The sequence below is a fragment of the Paludibaculum fermentans genome (assembly GCF_051172195.1).
Lineage (GTDB): Bacteria > Acidobacteriota > Terriglobia > Bryobacterales > Bryobacteraceae > Paludibaculum > Paludibaculum fermentans_A.
Genome location: NZ_JBPJAQ010000002.1, coordinates 1593735 through 1616317 on the forward strand (window position 1 = coordinate 1593735; position 22583 = coordinate 1616317).

Consider the following 22583-nt stretch of genomic DNA (forward strand, 5'->3'; position numbering starts at 1 on the left):
AGTGGCGCGGCGGCCGCCCGCCTTTGCTATTGACTGCGTTTACGGGATGGTCCAGGTGCCGGTCTTCACCCAGCCCGAGTCCCTGGACAGCGCATCCAGCGTCCGCTGGTACAGGTTCTTGGCTCCGGCCATCGGCGCTTTCAGCGTGACCGGGACGTACACGATGTCGGTGCCTGAGGGATGCAGCACCCCGGCCAGCGCGGTGTTGACGGAACACGCACTGCTGTCGAGCACATTCGACGCGGTGCCTGGGGCGACCGGCCCCAGGAAGAAGCCGACGTCGCTGGAATACATCCAGAGGCCGTTGCCCGCTTTGTCGTAGTGCACGAAACAGAAGGGCTGACCGCCGCCGTCCGTAGCCGCTGCGATCAGGAACTGGGACCAGCCGGAGGTTGTATCTTCATACCCAACCGGATCCGGATAGAGCAGGGTGAAGGTCTGCTGGGCGCTGGAGCCCGACGCAGGCTGCACGATCATCGTGCTGAGCGGGGTAGGCGCGGTGGTCCAGGTGCCACGCTGCACCCAACCGGTGTCGAGTTGCTCAATCGTCTGCGCCCGCAGGTAGATCTTCAAGCCGGCTGCCGACTTGAATGCAACGTGCGCGTTGAACGTGAGGGTCGAGCCGCTTTTTGTGACCGTGGAGGTCTTGGTATTCAGCCCGCACAGGGTATTCTGCAGCTTGGCGCTGGCCGTGCCGGGCTGGACAGGCCCCTGGAAGAAGCCGCCGTCCCCATAGACCCAGAAACGGTCGCCCTGGACATCGTAGTGGAGGAAACAATACGGCTGGCCGCCGCCATCGGGCGCCGCGGCAATCAGCAATTGGACCCAGGAGATGTCCTGGTAGCCGAGCCCGGCGGAGTACGTGGCGACAAAGGTCGCGGCTGCGCCCGAGCCTGAGGCGGGGGTGACGCTGACCGCGTTCGGATGCGGATCCATGACCGCGAAATTGGCTGTCACGGAGCGTGGTCCCGCCATGGTCAGGGATTGAGGATTGTTGGTTCCGGAGAGATCGCCGCTAAAGGTCGTGAACATGTACCCGGCGCCCGGAGTGCCCGTGAATTGGACCGATTGGTTGCCGTCGTACCAGCCGTCGGCGCTGGAGGGGGTCATCCTGATCGTGCCGTAATTGCTGGGCGAGGCCGCGGCCGTGAGCTTGTATCTGGCGTTGAAGGTCAGCGTGTATCCGGTACTCTGCATCGGCGTGATGGTCCGGGTGGTGCCCTTGTAGCCGTCACCCCAGGACAGGAACGTCAGTTGGGTGCCCGGGCTGGGCTGTGCCGGCAATGGAGACACCGTCACGACATGCGGTTGGCCGTAGGCCAGCAGCAGGTTCTGGGCGCCAGTGTAGCTGACGCCGTCCACGCTGTAAGAGCCGCCCGCGGGCAGCGTGCTGAAGGGCACTGCGATGGTGGGCGGCCCGGAACTGACGGCGAGGCTGTGCTCTGCTCCGGCCGCGATCGCCGTAACTGAGGACAGGCCGGCCGGCAAGGTGGTCTGGCCCGCTGGGTTCGCACCCCACGCCAGCACGGCGCCATCCCACTTCAGGGCCAGAGCGTGCGCTCCGCCGGCGGACAGGACTCTGACATCCGCCAGGCCGGCTGGCAGACCGCTCACGATGCTGGCCGGATTATTGCCCCACACAACGGCGCTGCCGTCATCGAGGATGGCCGCGCTGTAGTGCGCGCCCGCTGTTACCGCGGCCGCGCCCTGCAATGTTCCGGGCACGCTGCTCTCGCCGTTGGTGTTGCTGCCCCAGGCGATTACTGTTCCATTGCGCAGTACGGCCAGCGAATGATCACCGCCGGCCGCGATGGCGATGGCGTCCTGCACCGATCCCGGTATGGAAGTCTGGCCGCTGCTGTTATCGCCCCACGCCACGACATTGCCCGCGCTGGTCAAAGCCAGGCTGTGTTGCGCTCCGGCGGCCACGGCGATGACGGCAGGCAGCGTATCGGGGACGGTCGCCTGGCCGCTGCTGTTATCACCCCAGGCGGTCACATGCCCGTCTGCAATCAGGGCCAGGGTATGATTCGAGCCGGCGGCGACGGACACCACGCCGGCGAGGCTGCCCGCGGCCTGTGTCTGTGACATGGTGTTGTCGCCCCAGGCGGCTACTTTGCCGTCACCCAACAGGGCGACCGAATGCTTCGAGCCGGCAGAGACGTCGACGATCTTCGTCAGGCCGCCCGGCACGGTGAGTTGACCGGACTGGTTGTTGCCGCCCCAGGCGACGGCCGAGTTTGCCGCCGAATAGACCGGCGCCGTGGCCCGAGCTTCGCAGGAGGCGCACGTCGGATTGGTGGCGGCGCTGATTGTCACTTTGTTGCCGGCGAATTCCGGCAGTGGCGTGACCATGAGAATGGCAGGGTAAGCCTGGCCGGGCGGCAGCGCGTCCGGCCGGCTGCAGGAGGCGCCTGAGCACGTCCAGCCGGTTCCGGTGAGAGACGAAGGCGTAGCTCCGCTGAAAACCACCTGAACACCATTCTGCGCACTCGGTCCATCATTGATGACCCGCGCCACGTAGGCGGCGTTCTGCTGTCCGCTCAGAAGCGTGTGCAACGGTTTCAGGGTCAGTCGGAGCGAGCCTTGCGCCTGCGCCACAAAGTTGGCGGTGAGGCTGTGCGGTGCGTTCATCAGGACCCGGATGGGATTGTTCCCATCGGTGCCCTGCGCATCCGTGTTGAAGCCGGAAAAGAGGTACCCGATAGAAGGGGTGGCCTTGGCCAGGACGGCCGAGCCTGCATCGTACAGTGCACTCGCCGGGCTGATCGTGCCTCCGGCGCCGGCTGATGTGGTGAGCAGGAATTTCGTCTTGAAATTCGCCGTGTAGAAGGTATCCACTGTCCCGGCGTTGATGATGTGGGTGGCCGCTCCGCCATCGCTCCAGGAATTGAAGTAGTACTGGACGGCGGCGTTACCGCCGGGCTGGGCTGCCGCCGCCGAGATCGTATGCGTGCTGCCCGGCGCCACCCGCAGGAAGAAGGGAATCGTCGCGGTAGCGCCATCGACAGCGATGGCGGGCCGGATCACGGTGTTCGCATCAGCCAAGTCAACAGCCTGGGCCGTGCCTTGGAATGAGAGAGTTACCGTTGGAGCGGACAGGATGGCCAAGGCGTAGGAGTAGGAACCCGCGATGGCGGTGGTCTGCGCCAGGCCGTTTGCCTGGGCCGGGCTGAAGAAGGGTTGGGTGCCCCAGCCGCGGGCCGTGCCGTCCGCCTTCAATGCCACCAGGTAGGAGGAGCCCGCCAGTGCGGTGATGCCATTCACGCCGGACGGGATCGTGCCAAGGTCGCCGCCGGGTGAAGTCTGCCATACCAGTACGGTTCCGTCCGTCCTGATGCCCGCACCTGTGCCATTCGCCACTGCCAGCACCTGTGTGAGCTTTTCGGTGGGTACGGGCACGGCGGGAAAACCGCCCCACGAGGTGACATGGCCCATCGTGTCCAACGCCAGGACGATGTTGGGCCCAATGGAGAGTTGGGCGGTATTGGTCAAGCCAGAGGGAATGGTCAGGAACGCGGTTGTACCCTGCGTGATCGTCGACACATAGCCATCCGCGCGCACGGCCAGGGCGGACGAGCCATTTGCCGCAATCGAGACAATATTCGTCAGGCCCGAGGTATCGGGCGGAGCAGAGAGCCGGCCCCAGGCGACCACCGTCCCATTGCTCTTCAGCGCATAGGAATGGAGTTCGTCGGTTGCGATGGCAATCACGCCGGTCAACGCCTGCGCCACCGCCGGAGTGCCCCGGCCGAATCCGTCCCACTGGACGACGGTGCCGTTCTTTCTCAGCGCCAGCGTTTCACTCTCCGCGACAGCCACAGCGACCACGTCGGAAACTCCTGCGGGTATATAGGAAATCGGCGAATTCGTCACGCCGCCGGAAGTGAAGCCATAAAGCCAGCCTTCCGCCGCGATGTTCGTGATGTCCGTGGCCAGGTTATCCGCAATATTCCAGTCGCCTCCGCCGGAGACGGTCACAAAATTGCTGATCGAGGCTGGCGCATTCGAATCGACCGTCACCTGCACCGTGATTGCTGGCAGCATGTGGCCGGGCTGCAGGCTGTCATACCGGTTGCAGGTATTCGACAAACACGACCAGCCCGGACCGGACATCGAAGTGAGGTGCAGGCCGGCAGGCAGGGACTCGATCACTGAAATCACGCCGGAAGTTGGACTCCCGCCGTTGTTCGTTATCCGTATCAGATAGACAGCATTCGTCTGGCCCCTGAGAAAACTGCTGGTGTGCGACAGGGAAATGCTCATGTCGGGGGAGGCGGCGGCCGTCGCTTCGCCTTGGGGTGGAGTCAGGATCTGCAGGAGGGGGCGGCTGTTGTGAATGCCCGGGAGACCGTGGAAAGGCTGACCCGCGGAAATGGAAAAAAGCGTCAGGAACAGGCAGGAAGCCAGTGTAGATAAAAAGCGAGTGTCGATTTTCAATTCAACCTCTGAATCAAAGTTGCACACGCGATTTGGCTGCGTCAATCCACGCCACAAAAATAAACGGATAATAACTAATTGTCGAGAGGGTGGCGCTTGAGAAAATAGTCCGGATATCAAACTAAATATACTTGTGAATGCAGAATCAAGCAGGCAGGCACCATGATGAGGCCGCTCTCCGGTGCTACTTCAAAACCCTGCTAAGGAATGGTCCAGGTGCCGGTCTTCACCCAACCTGAATCCCTGGAGAGCGAATCGAGCGTGCGCTGGTACAGGTTCTTCGTACCGTGCATCGGCGCCTTCAACGTAACCGGCACATAAACAATGGCCGTGCCCGATGGGTGAGTGACTCCGGAGAGTGCGGAATTGATCGAGCACGCGCTGCTATCCATCGCGTTCGAAGTGGTACCCGGGCTCACCGGGCCCAGGAAGAAGCCCACATCGCTGGAGTACATCCAAAGACCATTGCCCGCTTTGTCGTAGTGGACGAAACAGAAGGGTTTGCCGCCGCCGTCCGGGCTGGCGGCGATCAGGAATTGTGACCAGCCGGAGGAAGTGTCCTCATAGCCCGTAGGATCGGGATACAGCAGGGTAAAGGTCTGTGCACCGTTGGAACCTGCTCCTGGCTGGACGCTCATCGTTCCGAGCGGGGCCGGCAAAGTGTTCCAGGTGCCGCGCTGCACCCACCCGGTATCGAGCAGGCTGAGTGTCTGCGCCCGCAGGTAGACGTTCAAGCCGGCTGAGGCTTTGAACGCCACACGGGCGTTGAACGTCAGGCTAGTGCCGCTCTTCGCCACGCTGGAGATCTTGGTGTTCAGGCCGCAGAGCTGGTTCTGCAACAGAGCGCTGGCGACTCCGGGTTGGATCGGGCCTTGGAAGAATCCGCCGTCGCCGTAGACCCAGAACCTGTCGCCTTGTACATCGTAGTGCAGGAAACAATAAGGTTGTCCGCCGCCATCGGGCGCAGCCGCCAGCAGCAATTGGACCCAGGCCAGGTCCCGGTAGCCGAGCCCCGCGGAGTAGGTCGCGCTGAAAGTGGCTGCCGCACCGGAGCCTGCCGCGGGGGCAAGGCTGACGACAGCCGGATACGGATCATAGGTCGCAAAATTCGCCGTGACGGACAGGGGGCTCTGAATAGTAAGAAATTGGGGATTGGCGGTTCCGGTCAGAGCTCCCGTGAAGCCTGTGAATCTGTGACCGGGCGTGGGGACGGCTGTGATCTGGAGTTGTTGATAGCGGTCATACCAGCCATCCGGGCTGGAGGGGGACACGGCGATGCTGCCGTCGGAACTGGGGTAGGCCGTCGTTGTGAGCTTATATCGTGAGAGGTAATTGATGTAGTAGTTGGTGCTCGACATCGGGTTGATCGTGCGGGTCAGGCCACGATAGCCGTCACTCCAGGATTGGTAGGTCAGTTGCGTCCCCGGATCCAGAAGCGTCGGCGCGGTAGAAGTCGTCACTACATGGGGTTGGCCGATCGTCAATTGCAGGAGCTGCGACCCCGTGTAAGGGACGCCGTCGACACTGAAAGCACCTCCAGCGGGCTGGGTATTGATGAAAATCGATAGCTTGGGTGGACCGGAGAGGATGACCACGCTGTGCTGGTCGCCGGCGGCGATGGACGTAATACCGGAAAGGCCGGCCGGTATACTCGTCTGGCCGGAAGAATTGGAGCCCCAGGCCAGCAGGGTGCCATCCCATCGCAAGGCCAAGGCATGGTCTGAGCCCGTGGAAAGAGTCCTGACATCCGTCAGGCCGGCGGGAAGCCCGCTGAGGATGCTCGGCGGATTGTTGCCCCAGATCACAGGAGTTCCGTCGTCCAGCAACGCGGCACTGTAGGACGTGCCGGCCGAGACCGAGACTGCGCCCTGCAGGTTGGCCGGTACGCTGCTTTCTCCGGCCGCATTGCTGCCCCACGCCACCACTGTGCCATCCCGCAGTACCGCCAGGGAATGGTCGCCGGCGGCGGCGATCGCGATGGCGTCGTGCACCGTCGCGGGTACGGTTGATTGGCCGCTACCGTTCGCGCCCCAGGCCACAACAGACCCGTCGCTGGTCAAGGCCAGGCTGTGCAGGCGGCCGGCGGCGACCGCGATCACCGTAGGCAGGGAGCCCGGCACCGTTGTCTGCCCGCTGCTATTGTCGCCCCAGGCCACAACCTGTCCAGCCGAAGCCAGGGCAAGCGTGTGTTGGCCGCCGGCGGCAAGGGCAACCACAATGGGGAGATTGGCCGGCACCTGCGTCTGTAATTTGGAGTTGTCGCCCCAGGCCACCACTTGGCCATCGCCCAACAGGGCTGCGGTATGGGCCGAGCCTGCTGTGACATCGACCAGATTCGTAAGTCCGGCGGGGTGTGCGGTCTGGCCTGCAAGACCAGAGCCCCAGCTCACCACCGCATTGGTATTCATGTAAACCGGCTCTAATAGATGGACATTGCATCCCGGGCAGCCAGAAGGAATGGAGAGTCCTACCGCTTCGTTGCCGCTGGTGGACCCGGGTACCTGGCCCACGATGAGGATGGCTGGATAGGCCTGGCCGGGAGCCAGTGCATCCGATCGGCTGCAGCTGCTTCCGGAACAAGCCCACCCGGTACCGGTCATCAAGGCCGGCCGGGAGGAATCAAACCGCACTATTGCTCCGTTCTGCACCGACGGACCTTCGTTGACGACGGTTGCCACGTAGGCGGCATTCTGTTGTCCGAAAATCAGGCGGTGCAGCGGCCTGAGGGACAGGCGGAAGGTGGCATTCGCCTGCACCTGGAAATTCGCCGTCAGCGTGTGCGGGCCATTCATGATCACCCGCTGGGGGTTCGCCGCATCCAGGCCGAAGGAATCGTGACTGAAATTGGAAAAGAAATAGCCGTTTGACGGAGTGGCCCTGACCAGGACGGTGGCGCCTGCGTCATATAGCCCGCTGGCGGGGGTGGCCGTTCCTCCGGTCCCGGCAGAGATCGTCAACAGGAACTTTGTTTTGAAGTCCGCGGTGTAGACGGCGTCCGAGGTGCCGGTGGTGATGGCATGCGCGGCTGCGCCTCCGTCGCTCCAGGAGTTGAAGTAATACTGGATAAGCTCGGTTCCGCCGGGTTGCGCGGCTGCCGTTGAGATCGTGTGCGTGCTATCCGGCGGCACCAGCATTGAAAAGGGCACCGCCCTGGCGACCGTATCCACCGTGATCGTGGGCCGCGGCCAGATGGACAAATTGGAAAGATCGACTGACTGCGCCGTGCCCTGGAATGAAATGGTGATGGCCGGGGCCGAGAGGATGGCCATGACGTAAGTAGTGGAGCCTGCGACCGCTCTCGCGTGCGCCAGGCCGTTCGCCTGTTCGGGCCGGAAGTAGGCGTGGGCGCCCCAGCCTCGAGCCGTCTCATCCGCTTTCAAGGCGATCAGGTAGCCGGTGCCGGTGAGTGCGGTGACCCCACCCAGGCCGGAAGGCACGGCAGCCACTGATCCGCCGGCCACCGTCTGCCAGACCACCACGGTTCCATCGGGCCGGATGCCAGCGCCGGTGCCGTTCGCCACGGCGAAAACGGAGGACAGTTTCTCCGTGGGCACCGGCAAGGCAGGCGAGCCGCCCCAGGACTTGACTTGGCCAGCGGAATCCAGCGCCACCGCGATGTTGACCCCAAGAGACAATTGCACGACGTTGGCCAGGCCGGCGGGAAACGTGAGCAGCGGGTGAGTGCTCTCCACGATGGCGGCCAGGGTTCCGTCCGCGCGCACCGCCACGGCGGCGCTGGTGCTGGCGGCGATCGACACAATATTGGAGAGGCCGGTTGCCAGGGTCGGACTGCCGTACCTCGACCACGCAGCCACTGTTCCATCGCTCTTCAGGGCATAACAGACGAGCTCGCCCATCGCGATGGCGACCACACCGGTGAGTGCTTTGGCTTCGTTGGGCGTGGTCTGGCCGTAATAATCCCACTGGACGAGTGTCCCGTCCTTCTTCAGTACCAGGGCTTCGCGTTCCGACACCGCCAGGGCGACTGCGTCGGAGAGCGACGTGGGCAGGTAAGTGAGCGGCAGCCTTGAATTGTTGACCGCCGCGAAGCCATACAGCCGCCCTTCCGAAGCAATGCTCGTCACATCGGTGGCCAGGTTGTCCGAGATATTCGTGTCCCCGCCTCCGGAGACCGTCACCAGATTGCTGACTGAGGCGGGGGCGGCCGCGTTGACTGATGCCAGTACGGTAATTGTGGGCAGCATCTGTCCCGGGGCAAAACTGTCGCTCCGCGTGCAGGTGTTCGCCAAACACGCCCACCCGGGCCCGGACATTGTGGTGATGGTGATGCCCGACGGCATGGATTCCACCACCGAGATCGCACCCGAAGTGGCGCCGACGCCGGAATTGCTGACCCGGATCAGGTAAACCGCATTGGTCTGCCCGCGCAGGAAACTGCTGGTGTGCGTGAGCGCAATAGTAAGATCGGGGCCCGCTGCGGCCTGGCCGGTGGCCGCGCCGGCAAACGCCAGAAATAGATATGCGGCCAGCCTGGAAAATAAGCGAGTGTTGAGTGGCAAACCAACCTCTGCACTAAAATGTCACAGCCGATTTAGGCAGGTCAATCAGGTTCGCGAATTAACTTGCATAATATCCGCCCTCCCAAATCCGGAGCCAGGCACAAATTCATGGGATCGGCCGAAAAATGGAACTTTGAGTACGGATCCAATCTCACGCTGCTGCGAGGATTTCCGCCGAGGAAACTACGCCTATGGAACTGTCCAGATACCCGTCTTCACCCAGCCCGAATCCCTGGACAGCGGATCGAGAGTCCGTTGATACAGATTCCTGACGCCGGCCATCGGCGGCTTCATGGTGACGGGGACGCTCACATTCACCACACCGGTTGGATGAGTGACCGTCGCGAGGCCTGTATTGACGGAGCATGCGCTGCTGTCGAGGGCGTTCGAGGCGGTGCCCGGGCTCACGGGGCCCACGAAGAAACCCACGTCGCCGGAGTACATCCACAGACCGTTGCCCGCTTTGTCATAGTGGACGAAACAGAAAGGCTGGCCCCCGCCATCGGTGGCCGCGGCCACCAGGAACTGCGACCATCCGGCTGTCGTATCTTCAAATCCGGCGGGGTCCGGATAGGCGAGGACAAAGGTCTGCTGACTGCCGGACCCCGTTGCCGGCTGGACACTCATCGTGCCCAGCGGAACTGGTGCCGTGGACCATGTCCCGCGCTGGATCCAGCCGGTATCGAGGTCGAGTTGTCTGTGGGCTCGCATATATATACTCAGCCCTGCCGCGGCCTTGAACACGAGATTGGCCTTCAAAGTGAGAAGAGCGCCGCTGCCGGAGACAGTTGATGTCTTGGTATTTGCGGCACAGAGCGAGTTTTGGAGCTGTGCACTGGGCGTGCCCGGTTTAACCGGACCTACGAAGAAGCCGCCGTTGCCGTACAGCCAGAACCCATCCCCCTGGACATCGTAGTGCAGGAAGCAATACGGCTGTCCGCCTCCGTCCGGCGCCGCCGCGACAAGGAACTGGATCCAGGATAGATCGGAGTAACCGAACCCGTCTGAGTAGATGGCGGTGAAGCCGGCCGAATTGCCCGATCCCGTGGAAGGGGTAACGCTGACGGCGCCGGGTTGCGGATCGACGGGGGTGAACATCGCGGTGACCGTATTGGGCGTCTGAAGATACAGATACCTGGCCGGGACTGTTCCTACGAGCGCGCCGGCGAAGCCGGAGAAGAAGTAGCCGCTGCTGGGGGTTGCGGTAATCAGGATTGGCAGGTTGTTGTCGTACCAGCCGCTAGCCGGGGTAATGGTGCCGCCCAGCGTGGCATTTGTGGTCAGAAAAGACTGGTGCAGGTAGGAGGCGAGGAGGACGGTGGGCTGCGTGCCGGTCGCCAGGTAGGTGTGCGACGGCGCCCCTCCGTCACTCCAGGCGGCGAATCTGGCGCGGCTACCCTGCGTTCCCGGTACCACGGCCGCCGCCTCGATTGTGTGTGCACTTCCAAACGTCCAGGCGAAGCTGCGCGGCGATGGATACTCGATTCCATCCACTTTGACCGTTCCGTCGGTCGCCTGTACCTCCACCGTGGTGGCCGGCGGCGTTGTGGTCAGCACCGCAAGCTGGGTGCCGCGGGCGCTCACCGATACTGCGCCCTGCAGGTCTGTCGGCTGCATCGTGCCAGGTGCGAAAGTGCAGCCCCATTGGGTCACAGAGCCGTCCTTCTTCTGCGCGAGGCTGCAGGGAAAGCCCAGGCTGATCGCGGCCAGGTCCACCCAGTCGCTGGGCAGAGTTAGCGAACCGCCGGAACCCCAGGCCACCAGCTTTCCATCCTCTGCAATGCCCGCAAACGTGTTCCCGAAGGTGGACACCGCGCTGAGCTTCGGTGTGCCGGCGGGCGTGGCGTCGGTATTGGCCTGACTGATCGTGATGGCCGCCCCATCGATGGTCAGGGCAACCGCGCCGTTGCCGGCGCTCACGGCGACGACGTTCCTGGCTCGTCCGAGTTCCATCAGATCCAGGTAATAGGGGTCGCCCCAGGTGATCAACGAACCATCACTCTGGATCGCGATCACAGCCGCCCGCCCGCTCGCGACCCCGGCAATATTTGACAATCCGGACGGCACCCCTGTCACTGGCAGGCCTTCGCCCCAGATGGCAATGGTCCCATCCGCCTTCACCGCAATGCTGTAAGCGCCGCCGGCGGAGATCTCAATGACATTGCTCAGCCCTGCCGGTACCTCGCATTCGTGATGCTGGTTTCCACCCCAGGCGGCCACCGTGCCGTTTTTCCTGAGAGCCAGGAAATGCTCGCTGCTCGCTGAGACCGCAACGACATCCGAGAGGCCTGCTGGGAAGGGCAGCGTGGGGTTGATGGCGGGGCTGACATTCCACGTCACTGGCGTCGCCGTCGCATTCACCGCGGCTGAATCGGTCACGGTCACGCCGGTCGGATCGCTGCCGCCAGATGCCGTGAACTGCACGGCGACTGTGCTGGGCGCAAGATTCTCCACCTTGGCGATCACCGTCAGCACGGGGAAGTATTGCCCGCTCGCCAGCGTGTCTGAACGAGTGCAGGAAATGCCGTTGCAATTCCACCCCGGGCCGTTCATGGAAGTAATCGTCAATCCCGTGGGCGGTGTCGCTGTCAATTGCACCGCCCCGGAAGTGGCTCCGCCGGGAACCATATTCCCGACACGCACCCGGTAGGCGGCATTGGTCTGTCCTCTTAGGAGAATGCTGGCGCGGCGGACATCCACAGCGAGCATTGCCTTCGCCTGTAGCTGGCTGAAGTTGGCCACGATGTTGACCGGCTGGCGGACGATGAATGTCCTGGGACTCTGTCTGCCGACCAGGTCACCGTTGAAGCCGGAGAACCCGAATCCCTGCGCCGCCGTAGCCGCGATCGTGATTGGGCTGCCATCATCCACATAGCCCGTAGCGGGCGTGGCGGAACCTCCGGTCGTCGCCGTAACCGTGACCAGGTTCTGGAGTTTGAAAACCAGCCCGATGTTCTGGGCGCCAGTCGCGGCAAAGGTCCGGGTCGTTCCCCTGATCCCATCATCCCAGGACTGGAAGACCAATTGGGTGCCGGGCGATGAGCCCGGCTGGGTCGCCGCCGCGGAAATCGTGTGAGAACTTCCGTAGGTCCAATTGAGAATTTGGTTCGACGAATAAGTCACTCCGTCCACCATGTAAGTCGCACCGGCTGGCGTCGTCGAGATCGTAGTGCTCATCTGCGCCGTCGCCTCGGCAATCGCCAGGCTATGGGCACTGCCGCCCGCGATCCCGGTGACGGCTGCAAGCCCAGGGGGGATTGTCGTCTGGCCGCTGCCGTTCGACCCCCAGGCCAGGACGGTTCCGTCCCATTGAACAGCCAGCGCATGCGATGCACCGGTGGCGAGGTCTCTCACATTAGTGAGCTCTGCCGGCATCCCGCTGAGAATCGCGGCAGGATTATTACCCCAAACGGCGACCGTGCCGTCGTCTCGTAGCGCCACGCTGAAATGGGCTCCGGCAAAGACTGACTCCACTCTCGCCAGATTGACGGGCACACTGCTTTCTCCATCTGTATTGGAACCCCACGCCACCACCGTTCCGTCCCTGAGGACAGCCAGCGAATGGTCTCCGCCTGCGGCGATCCCAATCGCGCCCTGCACACTGGCGGGCACCGTGGCCTGGCCGCTGCCGTTGGCGCCCCACGCGATTACTGTCCCGGAACTCGTCAGCGCCAGGCTGTGGTTCGCTCCGGCCGCCACAGCAATGACGTTCGATAAATTGGCGGGAACGGAGCTTTGACCGCTGCCGCTGTCCCCCCAGGCAACCACGCCCCCGGAACTCGTCAATGCCAGCGTGTGATTCGCGCCGGCGGAAATCGAGATCACCCCGGTGAGGCCTGCCGGAATCTGTGTCTGTGACTTGGTGTTGTTGCCCCACGCTGCGATGGTGCCATCGCCCTTCAGCGCCGCGCTATGACGGCTGCCTGCCGCGACGCCCACGAGGTTGCTGAGTCCTTGCGGGGGGACCGATTGTCCGAACGTGTTGTCGCCCCAGCCAACTACGCGATTGCCGGCGCCGCTGATCGGGGAAGGCGCGGTGGCACTTGGTCCGTTTGGAGTGATGGTGAGCATGGGTACGGCGGTACCGCTTGCGGAAGCTGAGACCGACGCGATGATCAGGATGGCCGGATATGCCTGTCCGGGCTGAAGCGTGTCCGTACGGCTGCAGGACGCCTGGCTGCACGTCCAGCCCGCACCGTACAGATGATTGGGGGTCAGGCCTTCGAACCTCACCTGCACGCCGCTCACAGCGGTCGAGCCTTCATTCCAGATCCGTCCGGCATACACGGCGTTCTGCTGCCCCTGCACCACATTCCGCTGCGGTTTGAGGCTGATGCGAAGCGCCTTGCCGCTCAAAGGTGAAAAATATCCGGTCAGATCAACCGGTTGATCCATCACCACGCGGACAGGATTGTTGGCGTTCGTGGACACGGGCGACGAGAAGTGGGAGAACGCATACCCGGCATCAGGCACGGCGCGGACCAGCACCGCAGTGCCATGCGCGTACATGGCGGTAGCAGGGACGACCGTCCCGCCGCCCGCGCTCGACGTTGCCAATTTGTACTCCACGGCAAAATTCGCGGTGTAAGTGCTGTCTCCGTTGACAGTGACAGCATGGCCGATCGCGCCTCCGTCGCTCCAGTTGGCGAAGGTGTAGCGATAAGTCAGGTCTCCCTGTGGTTGCGTCACCGGAGTCGACAGCGAGTGTGAGCTGCCTCTGGAAACAGTCAGCGAGTAAGGAGCCACATACTGGTAGCCATCCAGTGTGAGTTGCGGGCCAGGCAGGTAGTAGGCTGGAGGCCCAATCCCGTACACATTGGCTCTGATCGTCAGCACGACCGGCTGCAAAGTGAGAATCGCCACCGCGTAGATCTGATTGGCCGAGATCGCCCGGACATTCGTCAGCGTGGCGGAGAAAGGTACCAGATTGTACTCGGGTGAGCCGAGGCCCTCCACGCTCCCATCCCCCTTCAGTGTCAGGATGTACGTGGTGCCGGTGACGTCAGTAACGTTCGTCATCGAATGCGACAGCGTGAATAAGCCCCCCGCGTGCAAGTCGTCCCAGCCCACAACCGTGCCGTCGGGCTGGATGCCGACCGCGGTACGCAATCCTATCGAAGCGACCTTGACCAGTTTCCCCAGACCGGGTGGCGTGGGTGGAGCATTGTTGCCCCAGGCGGTAATGCCGCCTTGGGCCGAGAGTCCGAATGCGGCGCCTGCGTTCATCGAGAATTGGACAATGTTGGACAGTCCTGCCGGCAGGTTCGTCTCGCCATACGGGCTGGCGCCGGCAGCCACCATGGTGCCGTCCGCACGCAGGGCGAGCGCGAAGTCGGATAGCGCCGAAATCGCAACGACATTTGTCATTTGTGCTGTAGGCGGCACTGTCGCGTATCGGCTCCAGGCCGTCACCGTGCCGTCGCGTTTTAGTGCATAACTAACGTCGTTGCCCGCGGCCACGCCAATCACATTGTTGAGGGAAAGCGCTATGGCTGAAGTAATGTCGGTGCTTTGCATCCACTCCACCACGGTGCCGTCCTTGCGAAGTGCAATTCCATGATCATTGCTGATGGAGACGGCCACGACGTCGGACAAATTCCCCGGAGGGCCATACGCAATCGAGTACGGGGAGCCCCAGCCCATCAACCACCCTTCCGCCGCAATTGTCGTCACGTCAGTGGCCTGGTTGTCGGTGGCGTTTGAATCCCCGCCGCCGGAAACTGTTACCACGTTGGCGACGGAAGCGGGCGCATTGGCATCGACGGCCGACAGCACGGTGATCGTCGGCAGCATCGCGCCCGCCGGGAAGCTGTCTGTTCGGGTGCACTGATTCGCCTGACAGGTCCAGCCAGGCCCGGACATCGACGTGATCGCAATCCCGGACGGCATTGATTCCACGACTGAGATGGTCCCCGCCGTGGTGCCGCCGCCCACATTGGTCACGCGAATCAGATACACCGCATTCCTCTGCCCACGCAGAAAACTGCTGGTATGAGTCAGTTGAATATTCAAGTCGGGCCCGGAGGCCGCCGAAGTCTCCGAAGGACGCGACACCAGGCCCTGAGCGGGAGGCAAGGCGTGAGGCTGGTCCGCGAGGGCGCGGAATCCTTGACCCGCGGCCGGTTGGAGAGCAAACAGACAGGAGGCCAACAGGAAGAGACCGCAGTTGTGGATACGCAAGAAAACCCCTAGATCAAAGTGCCATGCGCCTCCTGATTAAGTCAATGCAGGTTTGCATTGAAGTGTTGAGAAAGACTCAGCGATCGGCTTGTCATCACCTTGCATCTTGTATCCAATTAGTCATAAAGTCCTGACCAATATGGATGCCGTATTGCCTCGCTTCGGCGATGAGGGCAGGGCCGCCCCTGTATTCACAAGGCGAACCGCCCGCTCCGTCGCATTCTATGGAACTGTCCAGATACCTGTCTTTACCCAGCCCGAATCCCTGGAGAGCGGATCGAGAGTCCGTTGATACAGATTCCTGACGCCGGCCATCGGCGGCTTCATGGTGACGGGGACGCTCACATTCACCACACCGGTTGGGTGAGTGACCGTCGCGAGCCCCGGATTGACAGAACATGCGCTGCTGTCGAGGGCGTTCGAGGCGGTACCCGGGCTCACCGGGCCCAGGAAGAAACCCACGTCGCCGGAGTACATCCATAGCCCGTTGCCCGCCTTGTCATAGTGGACGAAACAGAACGGCAGGCCGCCGCCATCGGTGGCCGCGGCCACCAGGAACTGCGACCATCCGGCTGTCGTATCTTCAAAATCAACCGGGTCTGGATAAGTGAGAACAAATGTCTGCTGACTGCCGGACCCCGCTGACGGCTGGACACTCATCGTACCCAGTGCGGTGGTCCCGGTAGTCCAGATGCCGCGCTGCACCCAGCCTGTATCGAATTGACCCAGCGTTTGCGCCCTTAAATAGACGCTTAGGCTGGCGGCCGCCTTGAAGGCCACATGGGCATCGAAGGTCAGGGAAGTACCGCTGCCGGTCACTGTCGAGGTCTTGGTATTCAGTCCGCAGAGTGTGTTCTGCAATAGCGCGCTGGCTACACCAGGCTGAACCGGACCCTGGAAGAAGCCTCCGTCGCCGTACACCCAGAACCGGTTGCCCTGCACGTCGTAATGCAGGAAGCAGAAGGGTTGTCCCCCGCCATCGGGCGCCGCGGCAATCAGCAATTGGACCCACGCGAGGTTCTGGTAGCCGAGCCCTGCCGAGTAGACGGCCGCGAAATTGCCCGAGGCGCCGGAACCGGAAGAGGGCGTCACGCTCACCGCGTTGGGCAGGGAACTGATCGCCGAGAAATTCGCGGTCACGCTATGTGGCGCGGACATGTTGAGGTATTGCGGATTCGCGTTGCCGTTCAGGTCGCCCGTGAAGGTGTTGAAGACATTGCCGGCGGTGGGCACTGCCGTGATTTGCAGTAATTGATTGTCGGCATACCAGCCGTCAGCGCTCCAGGGGGAGACGGCGATGGAGCCCGCGGCAGCGGGTAAGGCTGCGGTTGTTAATTTGTACCTGGCGTTGTACACGAGCACGAAAGTGTTGGTGCCCGTGGGAAGGATCGTCCGCGTCGTGCCTCGGTAGCCGTCCCCCCAGGCTTGGAAGGTGTACTCCGCACCGGGGATGGTCTGGGCCGGCAGGGGCGAAATCGTCACCGTATGGTGCTGGCCGACTGTCAGTTGCAACGTCTGGTCGCCTGTATAGGCGACGCCGTCCACGCGATACGCGGCGCCAACCGGCAGTGTTGAGAAGACAATCGGGGCTGCGGGCGGACCGGAGGTGACGGCCACGCTATGCTCCGCTCCGGCTGCGATCGCGGTAATCCCGGAAAGGCCGGCCGGGACAGTGGCTTGACCGCTGGGATTGGCGCCCCAGGCCAGAAGGGTTCCGTCCCACTTCAGGGCCAGGGCGTGGCCCGAGCCTGCTGACAAGGTTTGGACATCGGCCAGGCCCGCTGGTATGCCACTCTGGATGCTCGCCGGATTGTTGCCCCACACAACGACACTCCCGTCGCCACGTACCGCCGTGCAGTAGTGCGTTCCCGCCGAGATGGCTGCCACACCCGCCAGATTGGCCGGTACCGTGCTCTCTCCGTCCGGATTGCTACCCCAGGCGATCACGGTTCCGTCCCTCAACAAAGCCAGCGAGTGATCTCCTCCGGCGGCAATGGCGACTGCATTCTGTACAGCGGCGGGCACCGTGGTCTGTCCACTGCCATTCGCGCCCCAGGCGACGACCGCACCCGCGCTGGTCAGCGCCAGGCTGTGATTCTGCCCCGCCGCCACCGCGACGATGGCTGGCAGCGAACCCGGAACCGTGGTCTGTCCACTGCGGTTGTCGCCCCAGGCCACCACCTGGCCATTCGAAACCAGCGCCAGCGTGTGATTGCCTCCGGCGGCGACCGACACCACATTGGAGAGACTGCCCGGAACCTGGGTCTGCAACCGCGTATTGTCGCCCCAAGCCACCACTTTGCCGGTGCCCAGCATCGCCACGGTGTGTTCCGCGCCGGCGGCCACGTCGACGATGTTGGTGATCCCATTGGGCGCGGTAATCTGCCCGGAGAGCCCGTCACCCCAGCCCGTCAATGTGTTCGTCGGCGCGTAAACAGGCATGGTCACCAAGCCCATGCAAGCTGGACAAGAGAGGTTGGACGTAAGGCCAACATTCAAACTGGCATAGGAAACTTCGGGCACCGTCGCGGTGATCATCAGCGCCGGATACGCCTGTCCCGGAGCCAGTGCGTCTGCCCGACTGCAGGTGCTGCCGGAGCACGTCCAGCCTGCACCGGCGAAGGCAATCGGCGCCAGGCCGCCGAATTGCACTTGAACTCCATTCTGAACGGTTGTCCCCTCATTCACCACCCGTGCCAGGAAGACGGCATTCAGCTGCCCGCTGATCATCGTATGCAGCGGCTTCAGGGTGATATGCAGCGAGCCCTGGGCCAGTGGGGTGAATACCGCGGACACGTCGACCGGCTGGTTCATCGTGATCCGGATCGGGTTGCTGCCATCCCGTCCCACTGAGCCGATGTTGAATGCCGCAAAGAGATACCCGTTGGCCGGTGTGGCGCTGACCAGGACAGAGACGCCCGCATCGTACAGGCCGCCCACCGGGTTGATTGTGCCGCCTGTTCCAGCCGCGGTGGTCAGCAGGAATTTGGTCTTGAAATCGGCGGTGTAAACGGAGTCCACCGTGCCGGATGTGATGGCGTGTGTGGCTGCTCCTCCATCGCTCCAGCTGTTGAAATAGTACTGGGTCGGGTTGTTGCCGCCCGGTTGGACCGCGGCCGCTGAGATGGTGTGCGTGCTGTTTGGCGCAACTTCCAGGGAGAAGGGCAGCACCCTGGCAATGCCGTCCACAGTGATGGACGCCGTGGTTCCACTCGAGGTGGACAGATTGACGGCCTGGGCCGTGCCCTGGAACGAGAGCGTCACAGTCGGCGCGGAGAGAATCGCCACCGCATACGTGTACGTCCCGGCTACCGCCCTCGCCTGTGCCAGCGCATTCGCCTGTTCGGGATGGAAGAAAGGCTGGGTGCCCCAACCGCGTGCCGTGCCGTCCGCCTTCAGGGCGATGAGATAATCCACGCCGGTAAGCGCGGTGACTCCGCTGAGACTCGATGGCACGGCCAGCAGATCTCCGGTTGGAAAGGTCTGCCACACCACGACTGTTCCGTCGGGCCGGATCCCGGCGCCGGTGGAAGACGAGGCTGCGAACACCTGCGCCAGTGGCTCACTGGGCACCGGCAGCGCGGGTGCACTCCCCCAGGACGTGGCGAAGCCGGAAGCGTCCAGGGCCACCGCCAGGTTGCCTCCCACCGAAAGTTGCACCACGTTCGCCAACCCGGCAGGGAGGGTGAGGATCGCATTCACACCGTTGGAAATCGCCGCCACGGAACCATCCGCCCGCACCGCCAGGGCAGAACTACCCCGCGCGGAAATGGCGACTATGTTCGTGAGCCCAGAGGTGTCGGGCGCCAGCAGCCGCCTGCTCCACGCGGCCACCGTGCCATCACTTTTTAGGGCATAGTAGATGCGTTCTTCCATTGCGATGGCGACCACACCCGTTAACGCCCGTGCCTCTGCCGGGGTGTCTTGGCCGTAGCCATCCCATTGCACCAGCGTGCCATCCTTCCGCAGGACGAGGGCGTCATTGACCGACACCGCCAGCGCGACGACATCCGAGAGTGCGGTCCGGGTGTACGTCAAAGGCGAATTGGCCACCCCCGGCTCCCCGAATCCGTATACCCAGCCCTCAGACGCGATGCTCGTCACGTCCGTGGCCAGGTTGTTGCCGATACTCGAATCGCCGCCGCCGGAAACCGTCACCACATTACTGACCGACGCCGCGGCATTGGCGCTCACTGTCGCCAGGACAGAGATGGTCGGCAGCATCTGCCCCGCCGCAAAGCTGTCGTTGCGGGTGCAGGTGCCCGCCGCGCACGACCAGCCGGGCCCCGACATTGCCGTGATGGTGATGCCCGCCGGCATCGATTCGACCACCGAGATGCCTCCCACAGTGGGGGCACCCCCGCTATTCATCACCCGGATCAGGTACACCGCATTGGTCTGCCCCCGCAGGAAGCTGCTGGTATGGGTGAGCTGGACGCTCAGGTCCGGTCCCGCGGCGGCCGGAGCCTCGCCTTGCCGGGGAATGAGGTTCTGCGACAACAGAGGCAGTGCGGGAGTGTGGAATCGCCGAGAAGTTGGCTGTCCGGCAAACAGGAAAGGTGCACTCAACGCCAGGCACGAGGCCAGAATAGAAATCCGGAGGGAAGGAATGAGCAAGATGACCTCTGGATAATAATATCTGCTTTGTATAGATGCGCGGGGAATCCGGGCGGGGTTCAGGCGAACTGGGCGGCGGCCTCCAGCCGGTACCTGCATTTTCGGGGATGCCCGCTTTGATAGATTACGCAATCCTCGGGCACATCCACGATCTCCACAAACACTGCGCCAGCCAGCTCCGCGCTTCTTCTCGAACTGACATTCTCCGGATCACATGTAATCCAAATTACATATAATTCAAGTCGGCGGGCGACAGGAAGCAGCAGCCGTACACTGCGCGCAGCGTATCGGTGCCCTCTATGTTCTGGAAATACCGTGTAGCCAATGTGGCCGGCATAACGCTCCATATGCGGTGATGAGCCAGCCCTCAGATTGATGCCGCCCATCTCCTCGCCTGTCAGCCGGTGGAGCATCCGGAAGTAGTAGGTCGGCGCCTTGTGCACCGGATGAGGTCCCAGCTTTACGAACTGCAGGCGCAATTCGCCATCCTCCAGAACGATGGAAGCGATGTCATCCATAGCGTCCCTATTATCGAAGTTTTCGGTGCCAGCGGGATTTGAGGGTAACAGGTGGGATCAAGAGCGGCGCCGGGCCTCTGCCCACTTAGAGAATAGCAATTTAAATCATTGAAAACAAGACTGGATTTTCCATTCGCGTTGGCTTAGCATCGACATAACCAAGCGCCATCCACTGACTGTAAACAGGGCTCGCCGCCATCGCCGGCGAAGCGTCGCCACGGCCGGACTGCGCCCGCACGGCGGTTCGCCGCGGTTGGTGGATCCGCCTCGATTCGAAAGGAGCACTTCATGATTCCACAGGAAAAAAGCGAAGCCGTCTCACGCGGTCTGCGGGACGCTTTCGGAGTATCCGGGTTTGACGACATCTCCGTCCTCACCGGGGGCCACACTTCATCCCTCGTTTTCCGCATCGTCGTCGCCGGCTCGCCCTATGTCCTGAAGATCATCACCCGCGCCGAAGACCCCACCCGCCACTACAACTGCATGCGCGCGGCGGCCGAAGCAGGCCTGGCGCCGCGTGTCTGGTACACCAGCGTCGAGGACCACATTTCCATCACGGACTTCGTGACAGTCCAGCCGCTGCCTGTCCCGCAGGCGCTGGTTCGTCTGCCCGCTGTCCTGCGCACCCTGCACGCGCTGCCTGCCTTCGAGCGCGCTCCTTTCAACACCACCTGCACGTTCCTCCTGGGCAAAGGTCCGGCCCTGGATGGCTTCCTGCATAGATTTCAGAACGGGCACACGCTTTCCCCAGCCGATGCCGGGGAATGGGCCGCGCGCTATGCGGAACTGGCCGCGGTCTATCCATATGATGATGCGGAGATGGTGGCAAGCCACAACGACTTGTTCAAGCCGGACAATATTCTGTTCGATGGCCGGCATCCGTGGCTGATCGACTGGGAAGCCGCTTTCCTGAACGACCGTTATGCCGACCTGGCTGTGGTCGCGAATCATGTGGTGACGAACGACGCCGGGGAACTCGCCTTTCTCCAGGAGTACTTCGGAGCGCCACCCAGCGAGTATCAGCGGGCGCGGTTCCATCTCATGCGGCAACTCGTCCACCTCTTCTACACCATGGCGTTCCTCACCCTGGGCTCGGGCGGCCAGCCTGTGGATTGGAGCGAACCCGTACCCACCTTCCGCGAATACCACCGGCGGATGTGGGCGCACGAAGTGGATCTGGCGGACAACGCGCAGAAGCTGATCTACGGCCGCGCCCATTGGGAACAGCTCGTCGAGAATGTGCGCCAGGCCCGCTACCAGGAGGCCCTCCGGATCGTGGCGGCACGCCCCGTCTGACTTGGCCCGGGGCGCCCGGACGATATGATGAAACTGCATGGGCAAACCAGAGCATTACCCGAAGGTGGCTGTGGTCGGCGCGGGCGCAGTGGGCTGTTATTTCGGAGCCTTATTGGCGCGCTCCGGAGTACGCGTCAATCTGATCGGCCGGCCGTCCCACGTCGAAGCAATTCTCTGCGAGGGGCTCCAGTTCGACGGCCTGCACCTTCAGGAACGCATCCCCATTGCCGCCACGACAAGCATGCAGGATGGCCTGCGCGATGCCGGCATCGTTCTCTTCTGCGTGAAATCAGGCAGCACGGTGACGGCCGCCCTGGAAATGCAGCCCCACCTGGCGCCCGGGACCACCATCCTCAGCTTCCAGAACGGTGTCGACAATCCAGATCGGATCTACTCGGCGATCCAAGCGTATTCCATCCCGACCGCTGTCTACGTGGCCGCCGAAATGACCGCGCCCGCCCGCGTGACCCACACCGGCCGTGGAGACCTCATCATCGGCTACCATGCCGGCTGGCCCCGCAATCCCGAACTGGAGCCGCTCGCCGCCATGTTCGAGCAGGCGGAAATCCCCTGCCGGATTTCCAGCAACATTGCGGCCGACCTCTGGGCCAAGATGGTCATGAACTGCGCCTATAACGCCCTCTCGGCCCTGACCCGATCGCAATATGGCCGGATCGTCCGGTCGGAGCCGGTTCGCGCCTTCGGCCTGCGTATCATCGCGGAAACGGTGGCCGTCGCCCGCGCCGAAGGGATTCCGCTGGAAGAAAAACCAACCGTCGACGCCGCCCTGCTCCTGGCTGAGAAGATGACCCGCGCAACATCCTCCATGGCGCAGGATCTGGCCCGCACCCGCCCTACTGAGATCGCCTCGCTCAACGGCTATGTGGTCCGCCGGGGCCAGGCACTGGGCGTCGCCACACCCGACAGCGAACTGCTCGTCGCCATGATCGAACTCCTGGAAGAGTCGATCCTCAAAGGCGCAGCGCGAAGCTAGGCATCCACCTGCCCGCGC

7 protein-coding genes are annotated in these 22583 nt (G+C 63.0%); 2 read left to right on the forward strand and 5 right to left on the reverse strand.

Annotated elements, in window-relative coordinates:
• Positions 1-39: 39 nt before the first annotated feature.
• The 5 genes from ACR9Y2_RS32955 to ACR9Y2_RS32975 all read right to left on the reverse strand — a co-directional run bounded on the left by ACR9Y2_RS32955 (position 40) and on the right by ACR9Y2_RS32975 (position 20275).
• The gene (locus ACR9Y2_RS32955) at positions 40-4440 is read right to left on the reverse strand and encodes an InlB B-repeat-containing protein (protein WP_435046132.1); all 4401 of its coding nucleotides are present in this window, start codon (positions 4438-4440) and stop codon (positions 40-42) included.
• Between the two features lie 200 nt (positions 4441-4640).
• A complete protein-coding gene (locus ACR9Y2_RS32960) occupies positions 4641-8960 on the reverse strand; it encodes an InlB B-repeat-containing protein (protein ID WP_435046133.1) in 4320 nt (1439 codons plus the stop codon).
• Positions 8961-9149: 189 nt separating this feature from the next.
• Positions 9150-14918, reverse strand: a complete 5769-nt coding sequence (locus ACR9Y2_RS32965) for an InlB B-repeat-containing protein (protein ID WP_435046134.1) — start codon at positions 14916-14918, stop codon at positions 9150-9152.
• A 444-nt stretch (positions 14919-15362) separates the two neighbouring features.
• Positions 15363-19640: an InlB B-repeat-containing protein gene (locus tag ACR9Y2_RS32970; protein WP_435046135.1), complete on the reverse strand. Its 4278-nt coding sequence runs from the start codon at positions 19638-19640 to the stop codon at positions 15363-15365.
• A 176-nt stretch (positions 19641-19816) separates the two neighbouring features.
• Entirely contained in the window at positions 19817-20275 is a 459-nt protein-coding gene (locus tag ACR9Y2_RS32975; protein WP_435046136.1) for a GNAT family N-acetyltransferase, read from the reverse strand.
• A gap of 288 nt (positions 20276-20563) precedes the next feature.
• On the opposite strand from ACR9Y2_RS32975, the gene ACR9Y2_RS32980 reads away from it, so the two are divergent.
• Positions 20564-21571 (forward strand): phosphotransferase, encoded by a 1008-nt coding sequence (locus ACR9Y2_RS32980; protein WP_435046137.1) that lies wholly within the window; start codon positions 20564-20566, stop codon positions 21569-21571.
• A gap of 37 nt (positions 21572-21608) precedes the next feature.
• Positions 21609-22565, forward strand: coding sequence for a ketopantoate reductase family protein (locus tag ACR9Y2_RS32985; RefSeq protein WP_435046138.1), 957 nt, complete (start codon positions 21609-21611; stop codon positions 22563-22565).
• Positions 22566-22583: the final 18 nt, after the last annotated feature.